Annotated in this window: 21 protein-coding genes; 10 read left to right on the plus strand and 11 right to left on the minus strand. The window is 62.5% G+C overall.

Annotation, left to right across the window (positions count from 1 at the left end; translation table 11 throughout):
- Positions 1 to 3: 3 nt before the first annotated feature.
- From gspG to gspE, 4 genes are read right to left on the minus strand one after another with little or no spacing between them, the layout of a single operon-like run.
- A complete protein-coding gene (gene gspG, locus DQ405_RS01455; protein WP_168422581.1) occupies positions 4 to 438 on the minus strand; it encodes a type II secretion system major pseudopilin GspG in 435 nt (144 codons plus the stop codon).
- Between the two features lie 5 nt (positions 439 to 443).
- Positions 444 to 1658: a GspF family T2SS innner membrane protein variant XcpS gene (gene xcpS, locus DQ405_RS01460; RefSeq protein ID WP_168422582.1), complete on the minus strand. Its 1215-nt coding sequence runs from the start codon at positions 1656 to 1658 to the stop codon at positions 444 to 446.
- Positions 1658 to 1813, minus strand: coding sequence for a hypothetical protein (locus tag DQ405_RS01465; RefSeq protein WP_168422583.1), 156 nt, complete (start codon positions 1811 to 1813; stop codon positions 1658 to 1660). Before DQ405_RS01465 ends, xcpS begins: the two co-directional genes overlap by 1 nt.
- 4 nt (positions 1814 to 1817) lie before the next feature.
- Entirely contained in the window at positions 1818 to 3332 is a 1515-nt protein-coding gene (gene gspE / locus DQ405_RS01470) for a type II secretion system ATPase GspE (protein ID WP_168422584.1), read from the minus strand.
- 520 nt (positions 3333 to 3852) lie between these two features.
- On the opposite strand from gspE, the gene DQ405_RS01475 reads away from it, so the two are divergent.
- From DQ405_RS01475 to DQ405_RS01485, 3 genes are read left to right on the plus strand one after another with little or no spacing between them, the layout of a single operon-like run.
- Entirely contained in the window at positions 3853 to 4974 is a 1122-nt protein-coding gene (locus tag DQ405_RS01475) for a Re/Si-specific NAD(P)(+) transhydrogenase subunit alpha (RefSeq protein WP_168422585.1), read from the plus strand.
- Positions 4975 to 4986: 12 nt separating this feature from the next.
- Positions 4987 to 5319, plus strand: coding sequence for an NAD(P) transhydrogenase subunit alpha (locus tag DQ405_RS01480; protein WP_168422586.1), 333 nt, complete (start codon positions 4987 to 4989; stop codon positions 5317 to 5319).
- Positions 5316 to 6767, plus strand: a complete 1452-nt coding sequence (locus DQ405_RS01485) for an NAD(P)(+) transhydrogenase (Re/Si-specific) subunit beta (protein WP_168422587.1) — start codon at positions 5316 to 5318, stop codon at positions 6765 to 6767. The genes DQ405_RS01480 and DQ405_RS01485 overlap by 4 nt, the downstream gene beginning before the upstream one ends.
- A gap of 62 nt (positions 6768 to 6829) precedes the next feature.
- Here the strand turns inward: DQ405_RS01485 and DQ405_RS01490 are convergent, their stop codons facing one another.
- Complete coding sequence (locus DQ405_RS01490) at positions 6830 to 7414, minus strand: NAD(P)H-dependent oxidoreductase (protein WP_168422588.1); 585 nt, start codon at positions 7412 to 7414, stop codon at positions 6830 to 6832.
- A gap of 157 nt (positions 7415 to 7571) precedes the next feature.
- Between DQ405_RS01490 and DQ405_RS01495 the strand changes: the two genes are divergently transcribed.
- The 6 genes from DQ405_RS01495 (at position 7572) to DQ405_RS01520 (ending at position 11362) form a co-directional block, all read left to right on the plus strand.
- Positions 7572 to 7886, plus strand: coding sequence for a putative quinol monooxygenase (locus tag DQ405_RS01495; RefSeq protein WP_168422589.1), 315 nt, complete (start codon positions 7572 to 7574; stop codon positions 7884 to 7886).
- Positions 7887 to 8055: 169 nt separating this feature from the next.
- Positions 8056 to 8256 carry a DUF1127 domain-containing protein gene (locus DQ405_RS01500; RefSeq protein WP_168422590.1) on the plus strand — a complete coding sequence of 67 codons (201 nt, stop codon included), beginning with the start codon at positions 8056 to 8058 and terminating at the stop codon, positions 8254 to 8256.
- Between the two features lie 107 nt (positions 8257 to 8363).
- The gene (locus DQ405_RS01505) at positions 8364 to 8681 is read left to right on the plus strand and encodes a DUF2388 domain-containing protein (protein WP_168422591.1); all 318 of its coding nucleotides are present in this window, start codon (positions 8364 to 8366) and stop codon (positions 8679 to 8681) included.
- Between the two features lie 86 nt (positions 8682 to 8767).
- On the plus strand, positions 8768 to 9061 hold the full coding sequence (locus tag DQ405_RS01510) for a DUF2388 domain-containing protein (protein ID WP_168422592.1): 294 nt from the start codon (positions 8768 to 8770) through the stop codon (positions 9059 to 9061).
- A 25-nt stretch (positions 9062 to 9086) separates the two neighbouring features.
- Positions 9087 to 9407 carry a DUF2388 domain-containing protein gene (locus DQ405_RS01515; RefSeq protein ID WP_168422593.1) on the plus strand — a complete coding sequence of 107 codons (321 nt, stop codon included), beginning with the start codon at positions 9087 to 9089 and terminating at the stop codon, positions 9405 to 9407.
- Positions 9404 to 11362, plus strand: coding sequence for a DUF7844 domain-containing protein (locus DQ405_RS01520; protein WP_168422594.1), 1959 nt, complete (start codon positions 9404 to 9406; stop codon positions 11360 to 11362). Before DQ405_RS01515 ends, DQ405_RS01520 begins: the two co-directional genes overlap by 4 nt.
- 79 nt (positions 11363 to 11441) lie before the next feature.
- Here DQ405_RS01520 and DQ405_RS01525 read toward each other — a convergent pair whose 3' ends face one another.
- Positions 11442 to 12359 carry an aldo/keto reductase gene (locus tag DQ405_RS01525; protein WP_168422734.1) on the minus strand — a complete coding sequence of 306 codons (918 nt, stop codon included), beginning with the start codon at positions 12357 to 12359 and terminating at the stop codon, positions 11442 to 11444.
- A 300-nt stretch (positions 12360 to 12659) separates the two neighbouring features.
- Here DQ405_RS01525 and DQ405_RS01530 point away from each other — a divergent pair, with 300 nt between their 5' ends.
- Positions 12660 to 12896 (plus strand): hypothetical protein, encoded by a 237-nt coding sequence (locus tag DQ405_RS01530; protein WP_168422595.1) that lies wholly within the window; start codon positions 12660 to 12662, stop codon positions 12894 to 12896.
- A gap of 70 nt (positions 12897 to 12966) precedes the next feature.
- On the opposite strand, the gene DQ405_RS01535 is transcribed toward DQ405_RS01530, so the two are convergent.
- From DQ405_RS01535 to DQ405_RS01555, 5 genes are all read right to left on the minus strand, one after another.
- Positions 12967 to 14907, minus strand: coding sequence for a RecQ family ATP-dependent DNA helicase (locus DQ405_RS01535; RefSeq protein WP_168422596.1), 1941 nt, complete (start codon positions 14905 to 14907; stop codon positions 12967 to 12969).
- Positions 14908 to 15149: 242 nt separating this feature from the next.
- Positions 15150 to 15752 (minus strand): nitroreductase family protein, encoded by a 603-nt coding sequence (locus DQ405_RS01540; RefSeq protein WP_168422597.1) that lies wholly within the window; start codon positions 15750 to 15752, stop codon positions 15150 to 15152.
- Between the two features lie 183 nt (positions 15753 to 15935).
- Positions 15936 to 17477 carry a phosphoenolpyruvate carboxykinase gene (locus DQ405_RS01545; RefSeq protein WP_168422598.1) on the minus strand — a complete coding sequence of 514 codons (1542 nt, stop codon included), beginning with the start codon at positions 17475 to 17477 and terminating at the stop codon, positions 15936 to 15938.
- Between the two features lie 167 nt (positions 17478 to 17644).
- The gene (gene hslO / locus DQ405_RS01550) at positions 17645 to 18538 is read right to left on the minus strand and encodes an Hsp33 family molecular chaperone HslO (RefSeq protein ID WP_168422599.1); all 894 of its coding nucleotides are present in this window, start codon (positions 18536 to 18538) and stop codon (positions 17645 to 17647) included.
- A gap of 135 nt (positions 18539 to 18673) precedes the next feature.
- A complete protein-coding gene (locus tag DQ405_RS01555) occupies positions 18674 to 19069 on the minus strand; it encodes an RNA-binding S4 domain-containing protein (RefSeq protein ID WP_168422600.1) in 396 nt (131 codons plus the stop codon).
- Between the last annotated feature and the right edge of the window lie 12 nt (positions 19070 to 19081).

Genomic DNA, 19081 nt, shown 5'->3' on the forward strand with positions numbered 1-19081 from the left:
CGATCAGAGGTCCCAGTTACCGATATCCGCGTTCAGGTCGGACCCGCCCTGCTTGCCATCGGCGCCATAGGAATACAGATCGAACTGGCCCTGGGTGCCCGGCGACAGATACTGGTACTCGTTGCCCCAAGGGTCCTTCGGCACGCGCTTGAGATAGCCGTCGCGGTTCCAGTTCTTCGGCTGCGGGTTGCCACCGGGCTTTTCCACCAGCGCATCCAGGCCCTGCTGGGTGCTGGGGTAGGAATAGTTGTCCAGCTTGTACATGTCGAGGGCGGCGCTGATCGCCTTGATGTCCCCCTTGGCCACGGTCACCTTGGCCTGGTCTGGGCGGTTCATCACTTGCGGCACCACGAGCGCGGCGAGGATCCCGAGGATCACCACCACCACCATGATTTCGATGAGGGTAAAGCCCCTTTGCTTGCGTTCGTTCAAGGTCATGCTTACTAGCCCACCAGTTGATTGAGAGAAAGAATCGGCAGCAGGATCGCCAGGACGATCACCAATACCACAGCCCCCATGAACACCAGCATGAAGGGCTCGAAAAGACCCACCAACAGCGAGATCTGCGCGGCCAGGTCGTTTTCCTGATTGCGCGCGGTGCGGGCGAGCATCTGGTCGAGCTCGCCGGACTTCTCGCCGCTGGCGATCATGTGCAGCATCATCGGTGGGAACTCACCGGTGGCGTCCAATGCGCGGGTCAAGCTGCCGCCTTCGCGCACCCGCTGCGCCGCCTCGATGACCTTGTCGCGAATGCGCAGGTTGGCGATCACCGCCGCGGCAATCCCCAGCGCATCCACCAACGGCACACCGCTGCGGGTAAGGATCGCCAGGGTCGAGGCGAAACGCGCGGTGTTGGTCGCCCGCGCCAGCCGCCCTACCAGCGGAATACGCAGGATGAACGCATGCCAGCGACGCTTGATCTTGTCGTCACGCAGCGCCTGGCGCATGGCCAATGCAGCGGCGACGATGCCGATGAACATCAACCAGCCCCAGCGCTGTACCGCCTCGCTCACCGCAATGAGCCCGGTGGTCAGCGCTGGCAGTTGCTGGCCGGTGTTGACGAAGACCTTGACCACGTCCGGCACCACGTAGCCCAGCAGCAGCACCACGATGGCCAGCGACGCCACCAGCAGGATCACCGGATACAGCAGCGCCAGCTGAATCTTCTGCCGCGACTGCTGGCGCTGATCGGTGTAGTCGGCCAGCTGATCGAGCACCAATCCGAGGTGGCCAGCATGCTCCCCGGCCGCGACGGTCGCGCGATACAACTCGGGAAAGGCGGACGGGTATTCGCGCAACGAGCCAGCCAGACTGTGGCCTTCCATCACGCGCGCCCGCACGGCCAGCAGCATCGATTTGATCTTCTGCGACGTCGATTGCGCCGCGGCGGCGCGCAGGGCTTCCTCGATGGGCAACGCGGCCTGCACCAACGTGGCGAGCTGGCGGGTCACCAATGCCAGATCCCGCGCCGACAGTCCGCGACCGAAGGCGAAGCCGCCGCCACCGCTGTCTTCCTTGGCCTTGGCCTGCTTGACCTCCAGCGGCGACCACTGCTTCTCGCGCAGCAGCTGACGCGCCTGCCGCGGGCTGTCAGCCTCGATCAGGCCCTTCTGCTCACGACCTCGGGGATCGAGGGCGATGTATTCGAATGCCGCCATCAGCCTTCAGCCATTCGTGTCGGCCGCCACAGCGCGGCCCCAACCTGGGAAGACCACATCATGGAGACGGCTGGATTGCCGTGGTCAGCAACAACGAAGCGGTATTCAAAGGCGGTCATGGCCAGGGTAGCGATCCTTCTGCCGGTACAACTCATGCGCTTATTCCTCGCGGGTCACGCGCAACACTTCTTCGATGGTGGTCACGCCTTCACGTACCTTGCGCAAGCCGTCCTCACGGATACTCGGGCCCAGCCGGCGAGCATGGCGGACCATATCCTGTTCGGCTGCGCGGGTATGGATCATGCTGCGCAGGGTGTCATCGAACATCACCAGCTCGTAGATGCCGGTCCGCCCGCGATAACCCAGCTGGCGGCAAACGTCACATCCCTCGGCGTGATACAGGGTCGGCGCCTCGCTCGGATCGAGACCGAACAGCGCGCATTCGGCTTCGTCGGCGACATAGGCGCGTTTGCAGTCATTACACAGCACGCGGACGAGGCGTTGGGCCAGCACGCCGAGCAGCGACGATGAAATCAGGAATGGCTCGACGCCCATGTCCACCAGGCGTGTCACCGCACCGATGGCGCTGTTGGTGTGCAGGGTCGAGAGCACCAGGTGACCGGTGAGCGACGCCTGCACAGCCATGTCGGCGGTTTCCTGATCACGGATCTCGCCGACCATCACCACGTCCGGATCCTGACGCAGGATGGCGCGAAGGCCACGGGCGAAGGTCATATCGACCTTGGTATTGACCTGGGTCTGGCCGATGCCTTCGAGGTTGTATTCGATCGGGTCTTCGACGGTGAGGATATTGCGCGTGCGGTCGTTGAGCGTGACCAGACTGGCATACAGCGTGGTCGTCTTACCGGACCCGGTCGGGCCGGTGACCAGAATGATCCCATGAGGCTTCTGCACCGCCTGTTCCATCACCTTGCGATCACGGTCACTCATGCCAAGGTGGCGAAGGGTGAGCCGACCGGCCTGCTTGTCGAGCAGCCGCAAGACCACGCGTTCACCATTGGCCGACGGCAGCGTCGAGACGCGGATGTCGACCTCGCGACCGCCGACCCGCAGTGAAATCCGGCCGTCCTGGGGGACGCGCTTCTCCGCGATGTCCAGCCGCGCCATGACCTTGATTCGCGACACCAGCAATGCCGCCAGTTCGCGCTTGGGTTGCACCACTTCGCGCAGGATGCCGTCGATGCGGAAGCGAATCACCAATCGCTTTTCGAAGGTTTCCACATGGATATCCGAAGCGTTTTCCTTGATCGCCTCGCCGAGAATCGCATTGATCAGGCGAATGATCGGCGCATCGTCTTCCTGTTCGAGCAGGTCTTCGGTTTCCTGGATCTGGTCGGCCAGGCTGTGCAGGTCCATCTCGTCGCCCAACCCTTCGACCATGAGCATCGCCGCCGAGGAATCGTGCTGGTAGGCGGCGCTCAAGGCTTGCTCGAAGTCATCCTGGGCCAGCCACTGCATCGCCAGCGGGCCACCAGCGACACGCTGCGCCTCCTGCAGAGCGGTCAGCGGCGCGCCCTCGCGCACGCACAGGCGCAAGCCTTCGGGGCGGTCCAGCAGTATCACGCCATGACGCCGAGCGAAGGCAAACGGCAGGCGCCGCTGGACTGGCTCCTCGAGCAGCGTTGTCATTTCGTTCACGTCCAGTTCGGCCATGCTGAATTTCTCGCGTGTAATGCAATCGAAGAACGTCGGCAGCCCGAAGCCGGCGCAACCATCGGCTTTTGACTACAAGGAATGCATGACATTGCAAACCTTTGCCCGGTTTTTTGGACATTCTGCGCGCCGACCAGCACCAAGGTCGCATACAGACAAGTCCGCCGGGGAATACACCGTCTATGGTCTGTCATTCATGATTGCGCCGCGCATAACTTGGTATGGAACCTTAGACGAAGGTCGAAGCCAATACCCGCGCTGTCTGCAGCCATCCGAAGCAACCAACCGGTCAGGTTGTGAACGTAGCGACATAAGCGAGTCTTGATTAAAACAGTTGTTTGATTTTTCAGGCGATTGCAGAATGCCGCGCCTCTGCGGATTTAACACCAGCTGCAGGGAGCCGTTAGCCGATCCACACTCGACCACCATCCGCAGTGGTTGGGCGAAAAGTACCACCAGCGATGCCAAGCCGGGTGACCGAGCAGCTCGCTGGTTACGATCAAGCAGGAGAACAAGAACAATGCACATTGGCGTTCCTCTCGAAACCAGGCCCGGTGAAACGCGCGTTGCCGCGACACCGGAAACCATCAAGAAGCTGATCGGCCAAGGGCATCAGGTGACGGTGCAGAGCGGGGCTGGCGTACAGGCCAGTGTCCCGGACAGTGCCTATGAAGCGGCAGGCGCAACCATCGCCGATGCCGCCGCGGCGTTCGCAGCAGAGATCCTGCTGAAGGTAAACGCACCGAGCGAAACCGAGCTGGCACAGATGCAGCCAGGCACGGTCTTGGTAGGGATGCTCAACCCCTTCGACAATGAAAACATCGCACGCATGGCGCAACGCGGCATCACCGCGTTTGCCCTGGAAGCGGCACCGCGCACGTCGCGTGCGCAGAGCCTCGACGTGCTCTCCTCCCAGGCCAACATCGCCGGCTACAAGGCGGTCATGGTCGCCGCCAACCAGTATCCGCGCTTCATGCCGATGCTGATGACCGCAGCCGGTACGGTGAAGGCCGCTCGCGTTCTGATACTCGGCGCCGGTGTTGCCGGCCTGCAAGCCATCGCCACGGCCAAGCGCCTGGGTGCGGTGATCGAAGCCTCTGACGTACGTCCTGCGGTGAAGGAGCAGATCGAGTCCCTTGGCGCCAAGTTCGTCGACGTGCCGTGCGAGACCGATGAAGAGCGCGAATGCGCCGAAGGCGTCGGCGGCTACGCCCGGCCGATGCCGGCAAGCTGGATGGCCCGTCAGGCTCAGGCCGTGCACGAGCGTGCCAAGCAGGCCGACATTATCATTACCACCGCGCTGATTCCGGGCCGCAAGGCGCCGACGCTGCTGCAGCAAGAAACCGTGCAGCAGATGAAGCCCGGCTCGGTGGTCATCGACCTCGCCGCCTCCCAAGGCGGTAACTGTCCATTGACCGAAGCCGATCAGGTGGTGGTCAAGCACGGCGTGACCTTGGTTGGCTACACCAACCTGGCGACCCTCGTGCCGGCGGATGCCTCGGCGCTATACGCACGCAACCTGCTGGACTTCCTCAAGCTGGTGATCGATGGCGAAGCCCGATTCCAGCTCAATCTCGAAGACGACATCGTCGCCGCGTGCCTGATGTGCCGTGACGGCCAAGTCGTGCGCACCAACGGATAAGGGAGCCTGAACATGGACATGATTTCTGATGGCATCTACAACCTGATCATCTTTGTGCTGGCGATCTACGTCGGCTACCACGTGGTTTGGAACGTCACCCCCGCGCTGCACACCCCCCTGATGGCGGTCACCAACGCGATTTCGGCAATCGTCATCGTCGGTGCCATGCTGGCCGCCGCGCTAACGGTCACCCCGATGGGCAAGCTGATGGGCACCCTGGCGGTGACGCTGGCTGCCGTGAATGTCTTCGGCGGCTTCCTGGTAACCCGCCGCATGCTGGAAATGTTCAAGAAGAAGGAGCGCGCTTCCGTTGCGGGCAGCGCTAAGGCGGAGTCCAAGCCATGAGCATGAACCTGATTACCCTGCTCTACCTCATCGCTTCGGTGAGCTTCATCCAGGCCCTCAAAGGCCTGTCGCACCCCACCACCTCACGTCGCGGCAACCTGTTCGGCATGATCGGTATGGGCATCGCCGTGGTTACCACGGTGTTCCTGGTGTTCAAGCTCGGCTCACAGCTGGCCGAGAGCGCCAGCCCCTGGAGCGGCCTCGGCTTCATCGTCCTCGGCCTGCTGATTGGCGGCACCATCGGCACGCTGATGGCCAAGCGCGTCGAAATGACCAAGATGCCCGAGCTGGTCGCCTTCATGCACAGCATGATCGGCCTGGCAGCAGTGTTCATCGCTATCGCCGCAGTGCTCGAGCCGCAGTCGCTGGGCATCGTCCAGGCCATCGGTTACCCGATCCCGGCCGGTAACCGCCTGGAGCTGTTCCTTGGTGCAGCCATCGGCGCCATCACCTTCTCCGGTTCGGTGATCGCCTTCGGCAAGCTGTCGGGCAAGTACAAGTTCCGCCTGTTCCAGGGCGCGCCTGTCTCGTTTCCTAACCAGCACAAAATCAACCTCGCCGTTGGCGTGGCGATTCTGGTACTGGGCCTGATCTATACCTTCAGCGGCAACTTCACTGCGTTCATGATTCTGGTGGCGCTGGCCTTCGTCATCGGCGTGCTGATCATCATCCCCATCGGCGGCGCCGACATGCCGGTGGTGGTCTCGATGCTCAACAGCTATTCGGGCTGGGCGGCGGCCGGGATCGGCTTCTCGCTGAACAACTCGATGCTGATCATCGCCGGCTCGCTGGTGGGCTCGAGCGGCGCGATCCTTTCCTACATCATGTGCAAGGCGATGAACCGCTCGTTCTTCAACGTCATCCTCGGCGGCTTTGGTGGCGATGCCGATGCTGGCCCCGCGACGGGCAGCAAGGAACAGCGCCCGGTCAAATCCGGCTCCAGCGATGACGCCGCCTTCCTCCTGTCGAACGCTGACACCGTAATCATCGTCCCCGGCTATGGTCTGGCGGTGGCCCGCGCGCAGCACGCGCTGATGGAGTTGGCCGAGAAGCTGACGCATATGGGCGTGACCGTGAAGTACGCGATCCACCCGGTTGCCGGCCGCATGCCCGGGCACATGAACGTGCTGCTGGCCGAGGCCGAGGTGCCGTACGAGATGGTCTTCGAGATGGACGACATCAACTCCGAGTTCGGCCAGGCCGACGTGGTGCTGGTGCTCGGCGCCAATGACGTGGTCAACCCGGCGGCGAAGAACGATCCAAAGTCGCCTATCGCCGGCATGCCGATCCTCGAGGCGTACAAAGCTAAGACGGTCATCGTCAACAAGCGCTCCATGGCCAGCGGCTATGCCGGCCTGGACAACGAGCTGTTCTACATGGACAAGACCATGATGGTCTTCGGCGATGCCAAGAAGGTCGTCGAGGACATGGTCAAAGCTGTGGAATAACCGCACCCTGCGCCACCAGAACCCCTCCGGCATCGCCGCGAGGGGTTTTGTTTTTCTAGACGCTAGAAACCGAAGACCTGCGCTAGATGCGCTTCGTAGCGCTGGATATCGGCCTCGATCGAAGGCCGCTTCATCACGTCGACGCAGAGAAAGGTCGGCAGGCCGCTCATGCCGAGGAACTCGTTGGCCTTGTGAAAAGGGAAATACACCGCATCGACGCCCTTGCCTTCGAAGAAATCGGTCGGGTCGTCGAAAGCCTGCTGCGGTGCATTCCAGGTCGCCGAGACCATGTACTGCTTGCCCTGCAACAAACCGCCGCTGCCGTACTTCTGCGACGCATCGGAGCGCGTGCGACCGTCGTTGGCGTAGAGACTGCCATGCCCTTCGGTGAACACCTCGTCGAGGTACTTCTTCACGGTCCAGGGGGCGCCCATCCACCAGCCGGGCATCTGGTAGATGATCACGTCGGCCCAGAGAAACTTGGCGACTTCCTCGGCAAGGTCATATCCCGCATCGATCTGGGTTTGCTTGACATCGAACTCGGCGCGGTCGAGGAAGCTCAGTGCAGCCTCGTGCAAGGTGGTGTTGTAGCGCCCATCGGAATGAGCGAACTGCTTAGCGCCGTTCAACAGCAGGACTTTTTTCATGGGGCGTCGCATCCAGCAAGTGAGAATGGCGAGCAGCCTAACGATCTTCATCGCGGCAAAACAGAGCGCCTCAGGCAAAAGCGATTTGACTTCAAGTCACGAATGCCAGGCTCGTTCATGCCTTAGGCTGCATGCATCAATCCGCAGGAGCCACGTTATGAGCGAACGCTATGCCTTCCTCCTATACGCCTACACCCGGCCGGAAAAGTCCGCCGAGTTCGAAGCGCTGTTCAGCCGCTACGTTGATGCAAGCCGGGCCGAAGACGGCTGCATCGAGTACCACATGCTGCGCGACCGCGAGGACTCGACGCTGTTCATCTTCTATGAGGTCTGGCAGTCGGCCGAGCATTTGCACGCGCATAGCGCGCTGCCACACATGCAGCGCTTCCATACACAGCGCATGGACTTCCTGACCCGCGACTTCGAGATTCGTCCGATCGAGATGCTCAGCCCTTCGTCCGCCATACGCTGAAGACCGAACAGCGCCGAACAGTTTGCCAGGCGCAATAGCGGTACAGTTTGCCGTCGACCGCAACTGAACCGGCACAATCCATAGCCCCTGTGACTGTTACGCAACAGCCCGGCGCGCGACCCTATCTGCCCATAACCCATCCCCGCGAACCGACGGGAAGGAGAGGCAGATGGAACGCGTACTGCCACGCACGCTCACGCTCGGCACCGGCCGGCTATCGCTGGGCCGATTGGTTCAGGTAGTACGGCTATGGCGTCAGCGGTCTCGCACACGTCGCCAGCTGGCGACACTGGACGACCATCAGCTGTCAGACATCGGTGTCAGCCGCAGCGAGCGAATGGCCGAGGTGGGCAAACCCTTCTGGCGTTGACGTTGTGCTTCCCAGCCGGGACCGCGAGACCTAAGCTGAACGGCATCGCCGGTCCGACGGTCGAACCGAAGTCGGCAGGTAGCCGCGTCTAGCACTGGGAGAAGTCCATGAACAAATTTCTAATGTCCGTTGCCGCTGCGGCCTGCCTGGCCGCCGGTAGCGCATCGGCCGGAAGCATCACCGGCACCATCGACGCCATCGGCGCCTCGCTGGTCAACACTGTCGAAGGCACCTCCGACATCACCTCGAATCTGGGCGACAACAAGCTGGTACGCGATGCGCGCGACGATGCCGCCCGCTTCGTTGCGTCTAATGGCGAAGCGCGCGGTGCACAGCTGGAGGCAGCGCTTGTTCACATTCGCACCCAGGCGCCGCAGCTGCACGCCAGCGATCTCGAACTGGCCAGCGCTATCCTGACACTCTGATCTGCAGGCTTCATCAAGCGCAACGCTGGCCCTGGGGCTGGCGTTTCGCTAGCCTTGGCGGCTGATTGTTCAGCTCCAGGATTTACATGCGTTCGCTTTACCTTGTACTCGCCAGCTGCTGCTTCTGCGGTAGCGTCCAGGCATTCGACACCACCATCGCCGGCTCCGTTGCCTCCACCTATGTCGCCAGTCAGGTGACCAGCGCCCCGTTCAATAACAAGCTGATCCTCGACTCGCGCGATGACGCGGCCCGTTTCGTCGCCAGCCAGGGCCAAATCCGTGGCGCGCGGCTGGAGGCGGCCCTGCGCTGGCTGCACGAGCATCAGCCGCAACTGGCCGCAAGCGACCTGGAACTGGCCGCAGCCATCCTCGTCCAATAGCCCATCCCTCTTTACGAGTTCTCACATGAAACTGAAGCTGTTTGCCGTGCCGCTCGCACTGACCCTGCTCGCCGGTGGCGCCCAGGCACAAACGCTGGTTGCCACCAGCAACATCGTGGTCAACGCGCTGGACCGCAGCATTAACTTCACTTCCGACGTCACCAGCCGCATCAGCGACATGAAGGTCGTCAGCGAAGCCCGTGACGAGGCTGCCGGGTTCGTCGCCAGTGGTGGCGAAATTCGTGGCGCTCGCCTGGAAGCGGCCTTCGCCAGTCTGCGTAACGAGTTTCCAGATGCTCGCGGCGCCAGTGATCGGGTGCTGGCTGAAACCATCCTCGCCCAGTGAAATCGCCTCGCGCCTGGTGGGTAGCCGTTGCGCTCACCACGCTCGCCAACCTTTGTCAGGCCGACCTGCGCCTGACGCTGGACGCTAGCGACCTGCAGCAGGCCGAACGCGCGGCCAGCCAGCAGCTGCTGGACGAAGCCGTTGCCGCCCTGCCGCCGCGAGTCATCCAGCGGCTCGACCGTGAAGTCCACGTTCGCTGGCATGATGGTTTGACCCATGATGTCTATGGCAGCGCCGGCGGCAATGTTCTGTTGCTCAACCGGCGTCTGCTCCCGGCACTGACCGATGGCTCCGCGACGAGCACGCTCACGAGCCGTCCGCATGGCAGCGTTCGCCGCGAGCTGTTGGCGACGCTGATTCACGAAGTGGGACACCTCTACGACCGGTCTCGGCTCTGGTCGCCAGAGAACCACCGCCAGCTCGCCTTCTGCAGCCAGCGAGCCGCCAGCCTCGGCCTGGTTGGGTTGCCGGACAGCTGCCGCGGTCAGACCGAACGCCGCTTCACCCTCAGCGACGACCCGCGCCTGCTCGATCTCGCCGGCTGGCCCCAGCGCGTCGGCCAGCGAGGCGAGCGTGAGGTCAGCAATGCCCAGGCTGCCCGGAGTCCGGACGCCTATGAGCTGACCAACCCGCTGGAATTCGTCGCGGTGAACCTGGAGTATTTTCTCCTGGACCCCAGCTATGCCTGCCGGCGTCCGTCGCTGCACCGTTACTTCCGCGAGCATTTCGGCTGGCAGCCGTCTAACGTGGACGACTGCGTTGCCGGTCTGCCGATTCTCAACGCCGGCCATGATTTCGCCCGCACGCCCCTGGTCAAACTTGATCCACAGCGGGTTTATGAGGTCGATTACCTGTTCGCCGAAGCCAACGATGCCTGGGTCAGCCGCTGGGGCCATAGCATGCTACGTCTGGTGATTTGCGCGCCGGGCCGCCCACGTGGGCCGAGTTGCCGGCTGGATCTGGACCATCATCTGGTGCTGTCCTTTCGCGCCTTCGTCGGAGACGTGCAACTGTCCAGCTGGGACGGCCTGACCGGCGTCTACCCCTCGCGACTGTTCGTTCTGCCACTGGGCCAGGTCATCGACGAGTACACCAAGGTCGAGCTGCGCAGCCTCGCCTCGATTCCGCTCAAGCTGCAGCGCGACGAAATCGACAGGCTGGTCGAGCGCAGCGCGGAGATGCACTGGAGCTATGACGGCAACTACTACTTCCTGTCCAACAACTGCGCGGTGGAAACGCTCAAACTGCTGCGCAGCGGCACGGCCCGCCCCGAGCTGACGGCACTGGATAGCATCTTGCCCAGCGGCTTGCTGGCAATGCTGATCAACCGCGGCCTGGCCGATGCCAGCGTGCTCGACGATCCCCGCGAAGCGCTGCGGCTGGGCTATCGCTTCGACTCCTACCGCGATCGCTACCAGGCGATGTTCGCCGTGCTTCGCGACCGTCTCGGCCTGCCGCAGGAAGATGTCGAGCAATGGCTGGCGCTCGACGCCGAGGCGCGCCGTCCATGGATCGACAAAGCCGATCTGCGCGCCAGCGCCGCCCTGCTGCTGGTGGAGCAAGCAGCGTTGCGCCGACATCTGCTGCTGGCTCAGGAGGAGCTCAAGAAGCGTTATCTGGGCGACCGCCAGCGCGGCGATACCAGCCTGGCCAAGGCTGACGAAACCCTGCAGGACATTCTCGCCAACAGCGGTTATCTCAGCCGTCCGGCCGAGCTGCTCGATGGCGTCGGCTACGGCCTGCCGCAGGCCAACGAGTGGCAACGCCTAGAGCAGGAAAGCAGCCAGCGCCAAGCGCGCCTGAGCCAGCTCACCGAGGCATTGAACGCTGAGGTTCGACTGCTGCTGGGTGACGAGCGCCGGCGGGAGTTGGAGAGCATCGAAGCCAACCTGGCGCAGATCGGCCAGCACCTGCGCGGCCTGCACAGGGCAGCCGGCGGCCTGAAGCTACCCTGATTGTCGGCAGCATTCGAGCGCACAAAGGCATGTCCGGTGTGCGGGTGGTCATTCATCCTCGACGGCATTGCAATGCGCGTCAGCGAAACGCCTCGACGATCAGTCGCCGCTGACGTTCATCCGGTAAACGGCCCTGCCCGGCCATGATGTTGTCGAGCATGTATCGCGGATTGGAGGTCGCAGGAATCACCGTGGTGACCGCGGGCTCGGCGAGGATGAATTTGAGCAGCAGCTGCGCCCAGGAACTGGCGTCGATCTCGGCCGCCCAGGCTGGCAGCGGTGTGTTCTTGACCCGCGATAGCAAACTGCCCCGGGTGAAGGGGCGGTTGATAAGCGTGGCGATGCCGTTATCGGCGCAGTACGGCAACAGGCGCTTCTCGGCGTTGCGCTCGCTGACCGAATAGTTGAACTGAACAAAGTCGACGGGCTCCTGCTTGAGCACCTCGAGCAGCCGGTCGTGCGCGGATTCGACATAGTGTGTCACCCCGATGTAGCGAACGCGGCCTTGCTCCTTCAGCTCGCGTAGCAGGCCAAGTTGTGTGCGGGTGTCCTGCAGGTTATGCACTTGGATCAGGTCGATGACATCGGTCTGTAGAGCCCCGAAGCTGTCCTCGATCTGCTCCAGGCCACGTTCGCGTCCGGTGGCGGATACCTTGGTGGCGAGAAAGACCTGCCCGCGCGCCGTCTGTCGTTGGACCAGCTCACCCACCACCCGGTCGGCATTGCCATAGCTCGGAGCGGTGTCGATCAGGCGGGCGCCACCTTCGACGAAGACCCGCAACACCTTGAGCAAGTCCTGCATTTCGGGATCATCGAGAGGGATGTCATGCGTGCGCGAAGTGCCCAGCCCGATCACCGGGAGCCATTCGCCAGTGGGCGGAATCTTGCGCAGGCGCAGTGGCTCCGCTGCCTTGGCAGCGCCCGGGACCAGAGACCCAAGGGCAGTTATCGCCGCCAATAAGGCGGTACGGTGAAGCAGCTGGCGGCGCGTCTGCATGGACGGGTTCTCCAGGTCGGTGGCACAGCGACGCTTGAGTATGGTCGACTTCATCCGACTCTTCGGCGCATCGCCCTGGCAGAGCTTTTCCGTTTGTTTCAGATGAAGCCAACATGCCGCTGTGCAGGTGCAGGTGCAGGTGCAGGTGCAGAGGGCGCTACGCAACGGGCAATGCAGCGTGTCGACACGGCGTACTGGCAAAAGGCCTCCATTTCGGTTCTACTTCGCGCAGCCGTATGGCTACCGCCCATTGCATCGCGTCCAGAGAAGCGTCGCAGGCTCGCAACAGATCGAGACAGCATGTCCAATCACTCGCCCAAGCCCACCAAGCAGTCGCCGTCCAACCCGCGAGAGCGCACGGAGCAAGCCGCCTGGCGGCCCAAGGCGCAGCGGCATCGACGCCACAGGCTAATCAGCCTGGCCTATGTGTTGGGCCTGTTGTTGGTCTTCATCCTCAGCCTGCTCCTGCTGCCCGCCGACACCGGCCTCGGCAAACTGTTGTGGGGTGAAGACGAGGGTGTACGCCAGGCGTTGTGACTTGGCGGAGCGCCACGCAACGTCCCCGGCTTCCATCCAGAGCCTGAACAGGCCAAGGGCTGCGGCCGTGCTAGCGGCTCTCTCGTGCCGTCACGACCCGCTCACGCACCTCGGCGTAGGGATAGGCTTCCAGCGACGCGAATCCTGGAATACTGCGAGCCTTGAGCTTGGTGAACACCGGCACGCTGATGCCGCAGAGGAAACGCGTCAGGCATTCGGTGCTGGGCGCGCGGTCCTTGAGCTGTCGATAACGTTGATTGAACTGGACGCAACGAGCCACCATGTCCTGTTCATTCAAAGGCGTCAGTGCAGGCGGCTCGGGCAGTTGTGCGACTCGCCCCTGGCATACCGAGCAATGCCTGCACTGCTGTGGTGCTTGCGCATCGCCGAAATAGGCAGCCAGACGCTGGCTGAGGCACTCATCGGATTCAAACAACCCGAGCATATTGTTGATGCGAGTGATCTCACTCGTTTCGTGTTGCTTGAAATAGGCGTGCAGCTCGCCGCTTAGCAGCTGCGGGTCGAAGCCCGAATTCAGCAGCGCGTAGACCTCGGTCATCTGCTTGCTCTCCAGCTCGATCCAGCCCTTCTCCTGAAAATAGTCCAGCGCCTTGACCACCCGTGCGCGATCGGCGCCGTGCTGCTGATAGAGCGCATCGAAATCCAGCGTGCACCAGGTTCTCGCGCGCGCCGAGGTGTGCACGATAGCTTCGACGAATTGCCGTCGCTCGCCTTCGAATTTCGAAAGCAGCATTTCGGGTTCGAGCAGGTACTTGAAGCGATACTCTGCGAAATAAGCGAAGCGAGGCGCGATGATGCCGCGCAGCTCCAGCTGCACCAGCAGCGTTTTCAGCGGCAACTGGCGGATGTTGCTCTGATCGGAGAGCTGATTGAGCATCAGCTCCCATTGCCCATTCGAGGCTGACTGCAACAACTCGTCGAGTACGCAGCGGATGCCTTCGCGCTCCGGCGTATCGCCATAGACGAAGTTCTGCAACACGTTGAGGCTGTCACGGTTGGCTAGCACCAAGCAGTCGGATGGCCGACCGTCGCGACCGGCGCGACCGATCTCCTGGCTGTAGTTCTCCACCGATTTCGGCAGGTCGTAGTGCACCACGTTGCGGATGTCGGATTTGTCGATCCCCATGCCGAAGGCGATCGTGGCGACGATGCAGTTCAGCTCGCCGGTCATGAAGCGCCGCTGTATCGATTCACGCAGCTCATGGTTCATCCCGGCGTGATAGGCGCTCGCCGGAAAGCCGCGCTGCGCCAGATGTTCGGCGACCTGTTCGGCCGTCTTCTGCTGGGTGACGTAGACGATGGTCGGCTGCCCGGTCTTGTCCGCCAGCCATTCCACCAGCCGGCGCTGCTTGTTCATGCCGGCAACCGGCTCGATCAGCAGATTCAGGTTGGCGCGATAGAAGCCCGTGGTTACCACGTCCCCTGCGTCGATGGCGAACTTGGCCTGCATATCGGTAATGACCGGGGGTGTCGCCGTGGCGGTCAGCAGCAGCACCTGGGGGATGTTGAACTGGCGTTGGTAGTCGGGAAGCTTGAGGTAGTCCGGGCGGAAATTGTGGCCCCACTCCGAAATACAGTGCGCCTCGTCCACCACTAGCAGAGAAATCGGCACCTGGGCGATGAAGGTGCGGAAGCGCTCGTTCTTCAGACGCTCCACCGAGATCATCAGAATCTTCAGTTCGCCGGACTTGGCGCGGCTCATGGTTTCGCTGAGCTGCTCGCGGCTCTGCGCCGAATCGATGCTGGCGGCGGCGACTCCGTGTCGGTGCAGGAATGCCAGCTGGTCCTGCATCAGCGCCAACAGCGGCGAGACGACCAGCGTGAGGTGCGGCAACAGCAGCGCCGGCAGCTGGTAGCACAGGGATTTTCCCGATCCAGTGGGAAAGATTGCCGCCGCCGAGCGCCCGGCCACCACGGCGCGAATGGCCTGCTCCTGGCCTGGGCGGAAGCCGTCATAGCCAAACGTCTGTTTGAGGGTTTGTTCGATCATCGTGAGTCACTCCTTTGACTGAGCGCCAGAAGGTAGCAAAAGGAGGGAGACGGTACTGCAAAGCGGTCACCGGAGCGCGGTCAGCCGTCTGGAAAGCGAATAGGGACGCGGCATGCCTCTCGGCGCGAGCTGGCGGACCAGCCGGCCGTACCGCTATAGAGCAGCAGCCGATCGGCTCGAGCGCGATCGGTGCACGTCTGGCCCGCGGAAGGGACGCATTGCACGTCCCTCGGCAACCTCGATCAGAACCGGTCGCGAATGATCACTTCATCCAACGGTAGTTTGCCGACTCGCGGCTTCGGCTCGACGGTACGCTTGCCCACCGCGACCATCATGGCGATGGCGTGGTTGTCCGGCAGATTGATCAGCTTGCCAACCGCATCGAAATCGAAACCATCCATGGGGCAGGAATCCAGGCCCTTGCCGCGCGCGGCGAGCATCAACGTCTGCGCCATCAGGCCACAGCTGCGCATGGCTTCATCCCGCTGTACCTGCGGCTTGCCGCGGTAGTAGTTATCGATGGCGCCGGCCATGTAGTCCTGCACTTCGTTCGGTGCGCCTTCCCAGACACGGCGAACATTCTTTTCCCAGCTGTCCAGCTGCGCGCAGACCACCACCAGCATCGAGGCGTCAGTCATCTGCGCCTGGTTCCAGCCCACCTCGCGTATCTGCGCGCGCAGCGCCGGATCGCTGACTTCGACGAGGCGCACATGCTGCAGGTTGAAGGCGGAAGGCGCCAGCAGCGCCATCTGCAGCAGCTCGTCCTTCTCTTCGCGACTGAGCTTGAAGCTGGTGTCATAGGCCTTCACGGCGCGGCGGGTCTGGATGGCTTCTTCGATCTGCATGAGGTGGCTCCGCTTGGTAAAAATCGTGGACGCCATCCTATGCGCCTGAACTGATCGAATCCATGCGCGTTCATCGATGTTATTCATCAGCCGCGTCGATCCATTACCTGGCAGCACGTCGACCGAAAAAGCGGTCGCCCACGAAAAAGCCGCCCGCAGGCGGCTGTTTCGATACAGCTGGTATTAGAGCTGTGGACCGGCGCCCTTGATGGCCTCGGATACATCGAACTTCTTGAAGTTGTCGATGAACTTGTTCGCCAGCTCCTTGGCCGCTTCGTCGTAGGCGTTCTGGTCCGCCCAAGTGTTACGCGGGTTGAGCAACTGGGTATCGACGCCCTCGACGGCTTTTGGCACGTCCAGGTTGATGATTGGTAGATGCTCGGTTTCGGCACCCACCAGCGCACCGCTCTGGATCGCGGCGATCACCGCACGGGTCGTTGGAATGTTGAAGCGCTTGCCGACACCGTAGCCACCGCCGGTCCAGCCGGTGTTGACCAGATAGACCTTGGAGCCGAACGCCTGGATGCGCTTGATCAGCAACTCGGCGTAGACACCGGCCGGACGCGGGAAGAAAGGTGCGCCGAAGCAGGTGGAAAAGGTCGACTTGATACCGCTACCGGAACCCATTTCGGTGGAACCCACCAATGCGGTGTAGCCCGACAGGAAGTGGTACGCGGCCTGTTCGTTGTTCAGGATCGATACCGGGGGCAGCACGCCAGTCAGATCACAGGTGAGGAAGATTACGGCGTTCGGCTCACCGCCGAGGTTCTTCTCGGAACGCTTCTCGACGTACTCCAGCGGATAGGCGGCGCGGCTGTTCTGGGTCAGGCTGTCGTCGGTGTAATCGGCGATGCGCTCGTCGCTCAGCACGACGTTTTCCAGCACGGTGCCGAACTGGATGGCTTTCCAGATTACCGGCTCGTTCTTCTCGGACAGGTCGATGCACTTGGCGTAGCAACCGCCTTCGATGTTGAACACCACGCCGGTGCCCCAGCCATGCTCGTCATCGCCGATCAGGTAGCGCGATTCGTCGGCCGACAGGGTGGTCTTGCCGGTACCCGACAGACCGAAGAACAGCGTGACGTCGCCTTCTTCGCCGATGTTGGCGGCGCAATGCATCGGCAACACGTCGGCTTCGGGCAGCAGGTAGTTCTGCACCGAGAACATCGCCTTCTTCATTTCACCGGCGTAACGCATGCCCGCGATAAGGACCTTCTTCTGGGCGAAGTTGATGATCACGCAACCGTCGGAGTTGGTGCCGTCGCGCTCGGGCACACACTCGAAGTTGGCGACGTTGAGAACCTGCCACTGGTCTTTGCTCGCGGGGTTGTACTGCGCCGGGTTGATGAACAGTTGGCGGCCAAAGAGGTTCTGCCAGGCCGTTGCGGTGGACATCTTCACCGGTAGGTAGTGACCTTCGGACGAGCCTACATGGACGTGGGAAACGAAATGATCCTGAGCCTTGTTGAAGGTCTCGACGCGATCCCACAGGGTATCGAACTTCTCGGCCGGGAACGGACGGTTGATCGGGCCCCAGGCGATGGAATCCTGAGTGCTGGGCTCTTCGACGATATAGCGATCAGCTGGCGAACGACCGGTCCGGTGGCCAGTTTTCACGACGAGCGCACCATTGGCGGCCAATTCACCCTCACCGCGTTTGATGGCTTCTTCGATCAGTTGAGCGGTGCTGATATCGGTATACACGGTGTTATTGGCTTGCGTCATGAGTTCCCCGTCGGCTCTGGGCCGATTCCTCCATGCTGTTGTAGCCCTCCGTAGAGTGGGCTACACCGAAAAAAAGTGCGCGCGATTATGACAGAAATGACGCTGCGCTGGGTATGAGCCCGTGATGGCGAAAAGGTTCCTAGCGCCCCGAGACCTTTAATATCGGGTCAGTGTCGAGTGCCAGAGGGACCTTCGATACCCGCACCGGCGAACAGCTGGGCGACGTCTGCGGCATCGAAGCGGTAGCTGTGATTGCAGAACTGGCAGTCGATGGTGATCGCACCACCCTGCTCACCAAGCAATAACTCGGCGTCGTGCTGGCCCAGGCTGGCGATCGCGTTGGCCGAACGCTCACGGGAGCAGCTGCAGCGGAAGCTGATCGGACGCGGTTCGAACAGCCGCACCTGTTCCTCGTGATAGAGGCGGTGCAAGACGGTTTGGGTGTCCAGGCCGAGCAATTCCTCGGCCGACAGGGTATCGGCCAGCGTGCGCAGATGCTGCCAGCTGGCCTCACGCGCCTCGCCGTCACGGATGCGATCGGCCGGCAGCTGCTGCAGCAGCATGCCGCAGGCACGGCGACCATCGGCGGCAAGCCAGAAGCGCGTCGGCAGCTGCTCGGACGAGGCGAAATAGCTCGACAGGCTGTCCGCCAGATTGGCGCCGTCCAGCGCGACGATGCCCTGGTAGCGCTGGCCATTGGTCGGGTCGATGGTCATGGCAAGCACGCCCTCGGGCATCAGCTCGGCCAGGGTGGCGCCCGGGGTCAGCTGCTCTTCGTGATAACGGGCGATGCCGCGCACCTCGCGGTTGCTCGAGCATTCGACCATCAACAGCGGCACCGCTCCGGATGAGCGCGCCTGCAACACCATCAGGCCATCGAATTTCAGCGTGCCGACCAGCAGCCCCGCCGCCGCGAGCAGTTCGCCAAGCAGCTGCGCAACCGGCTCCGGGTAGTCGTGCTTGGCCAAGACCTCGGCGTAGCTGCGCTCGAGCCCGACCCACTCGCCACGCACGTCGGTGTCATCGAAGAGGAATCGCTGGGTGTAATCGGAATCGAGCATTAGCATAACCAGAGCAGATTGAGGGCCGGTGCCGCTGCGCAGATGCCGAGTTCATCGACTCGACCATCACGCTCGGCGCCTGAAAGAAGGGACCGCATTCTAGGTCGAAAGTGGCAGCGGTCCAACTGCCGCTGCTCAGCCCGCGTCCGAGCGAAAGCGCTGCAACGCTCGACGCTGCTTCTTGCTCGGTTTGCCGTCGGTTTCCACGCCCAGAGTTCCGGCCTTGCGCATCGCCGCAGCGTTCTCGCGACGTGCCAGGCTTTCAGCAGTTTCCTCGTAGAGCAACTGTGCCTCCGGCGCGCCTCGGCGCACAGCAGACAACGCTCGAATCACCACCGTGCGCTCGTCGAAACCGGCGCGAATCACCAGCTCTTCGCCGAGTTTCGGCTCCTTGCTCGGCTTGCAGCGCTCACCGCGACAATGCACCTTGCCGCCTTCGATGGCGGCCTTCGCCAGCGCTCGCGTCTTGAAGAAGCGCGCGGCCCATAACCACTTGTCCAACCGGACTTTGTCGTCGTCTTTTTCGCTCATCGCTCAACTCAA

The organism is Pseudomonas sp. SST3, from assembly GCF_003325755.1.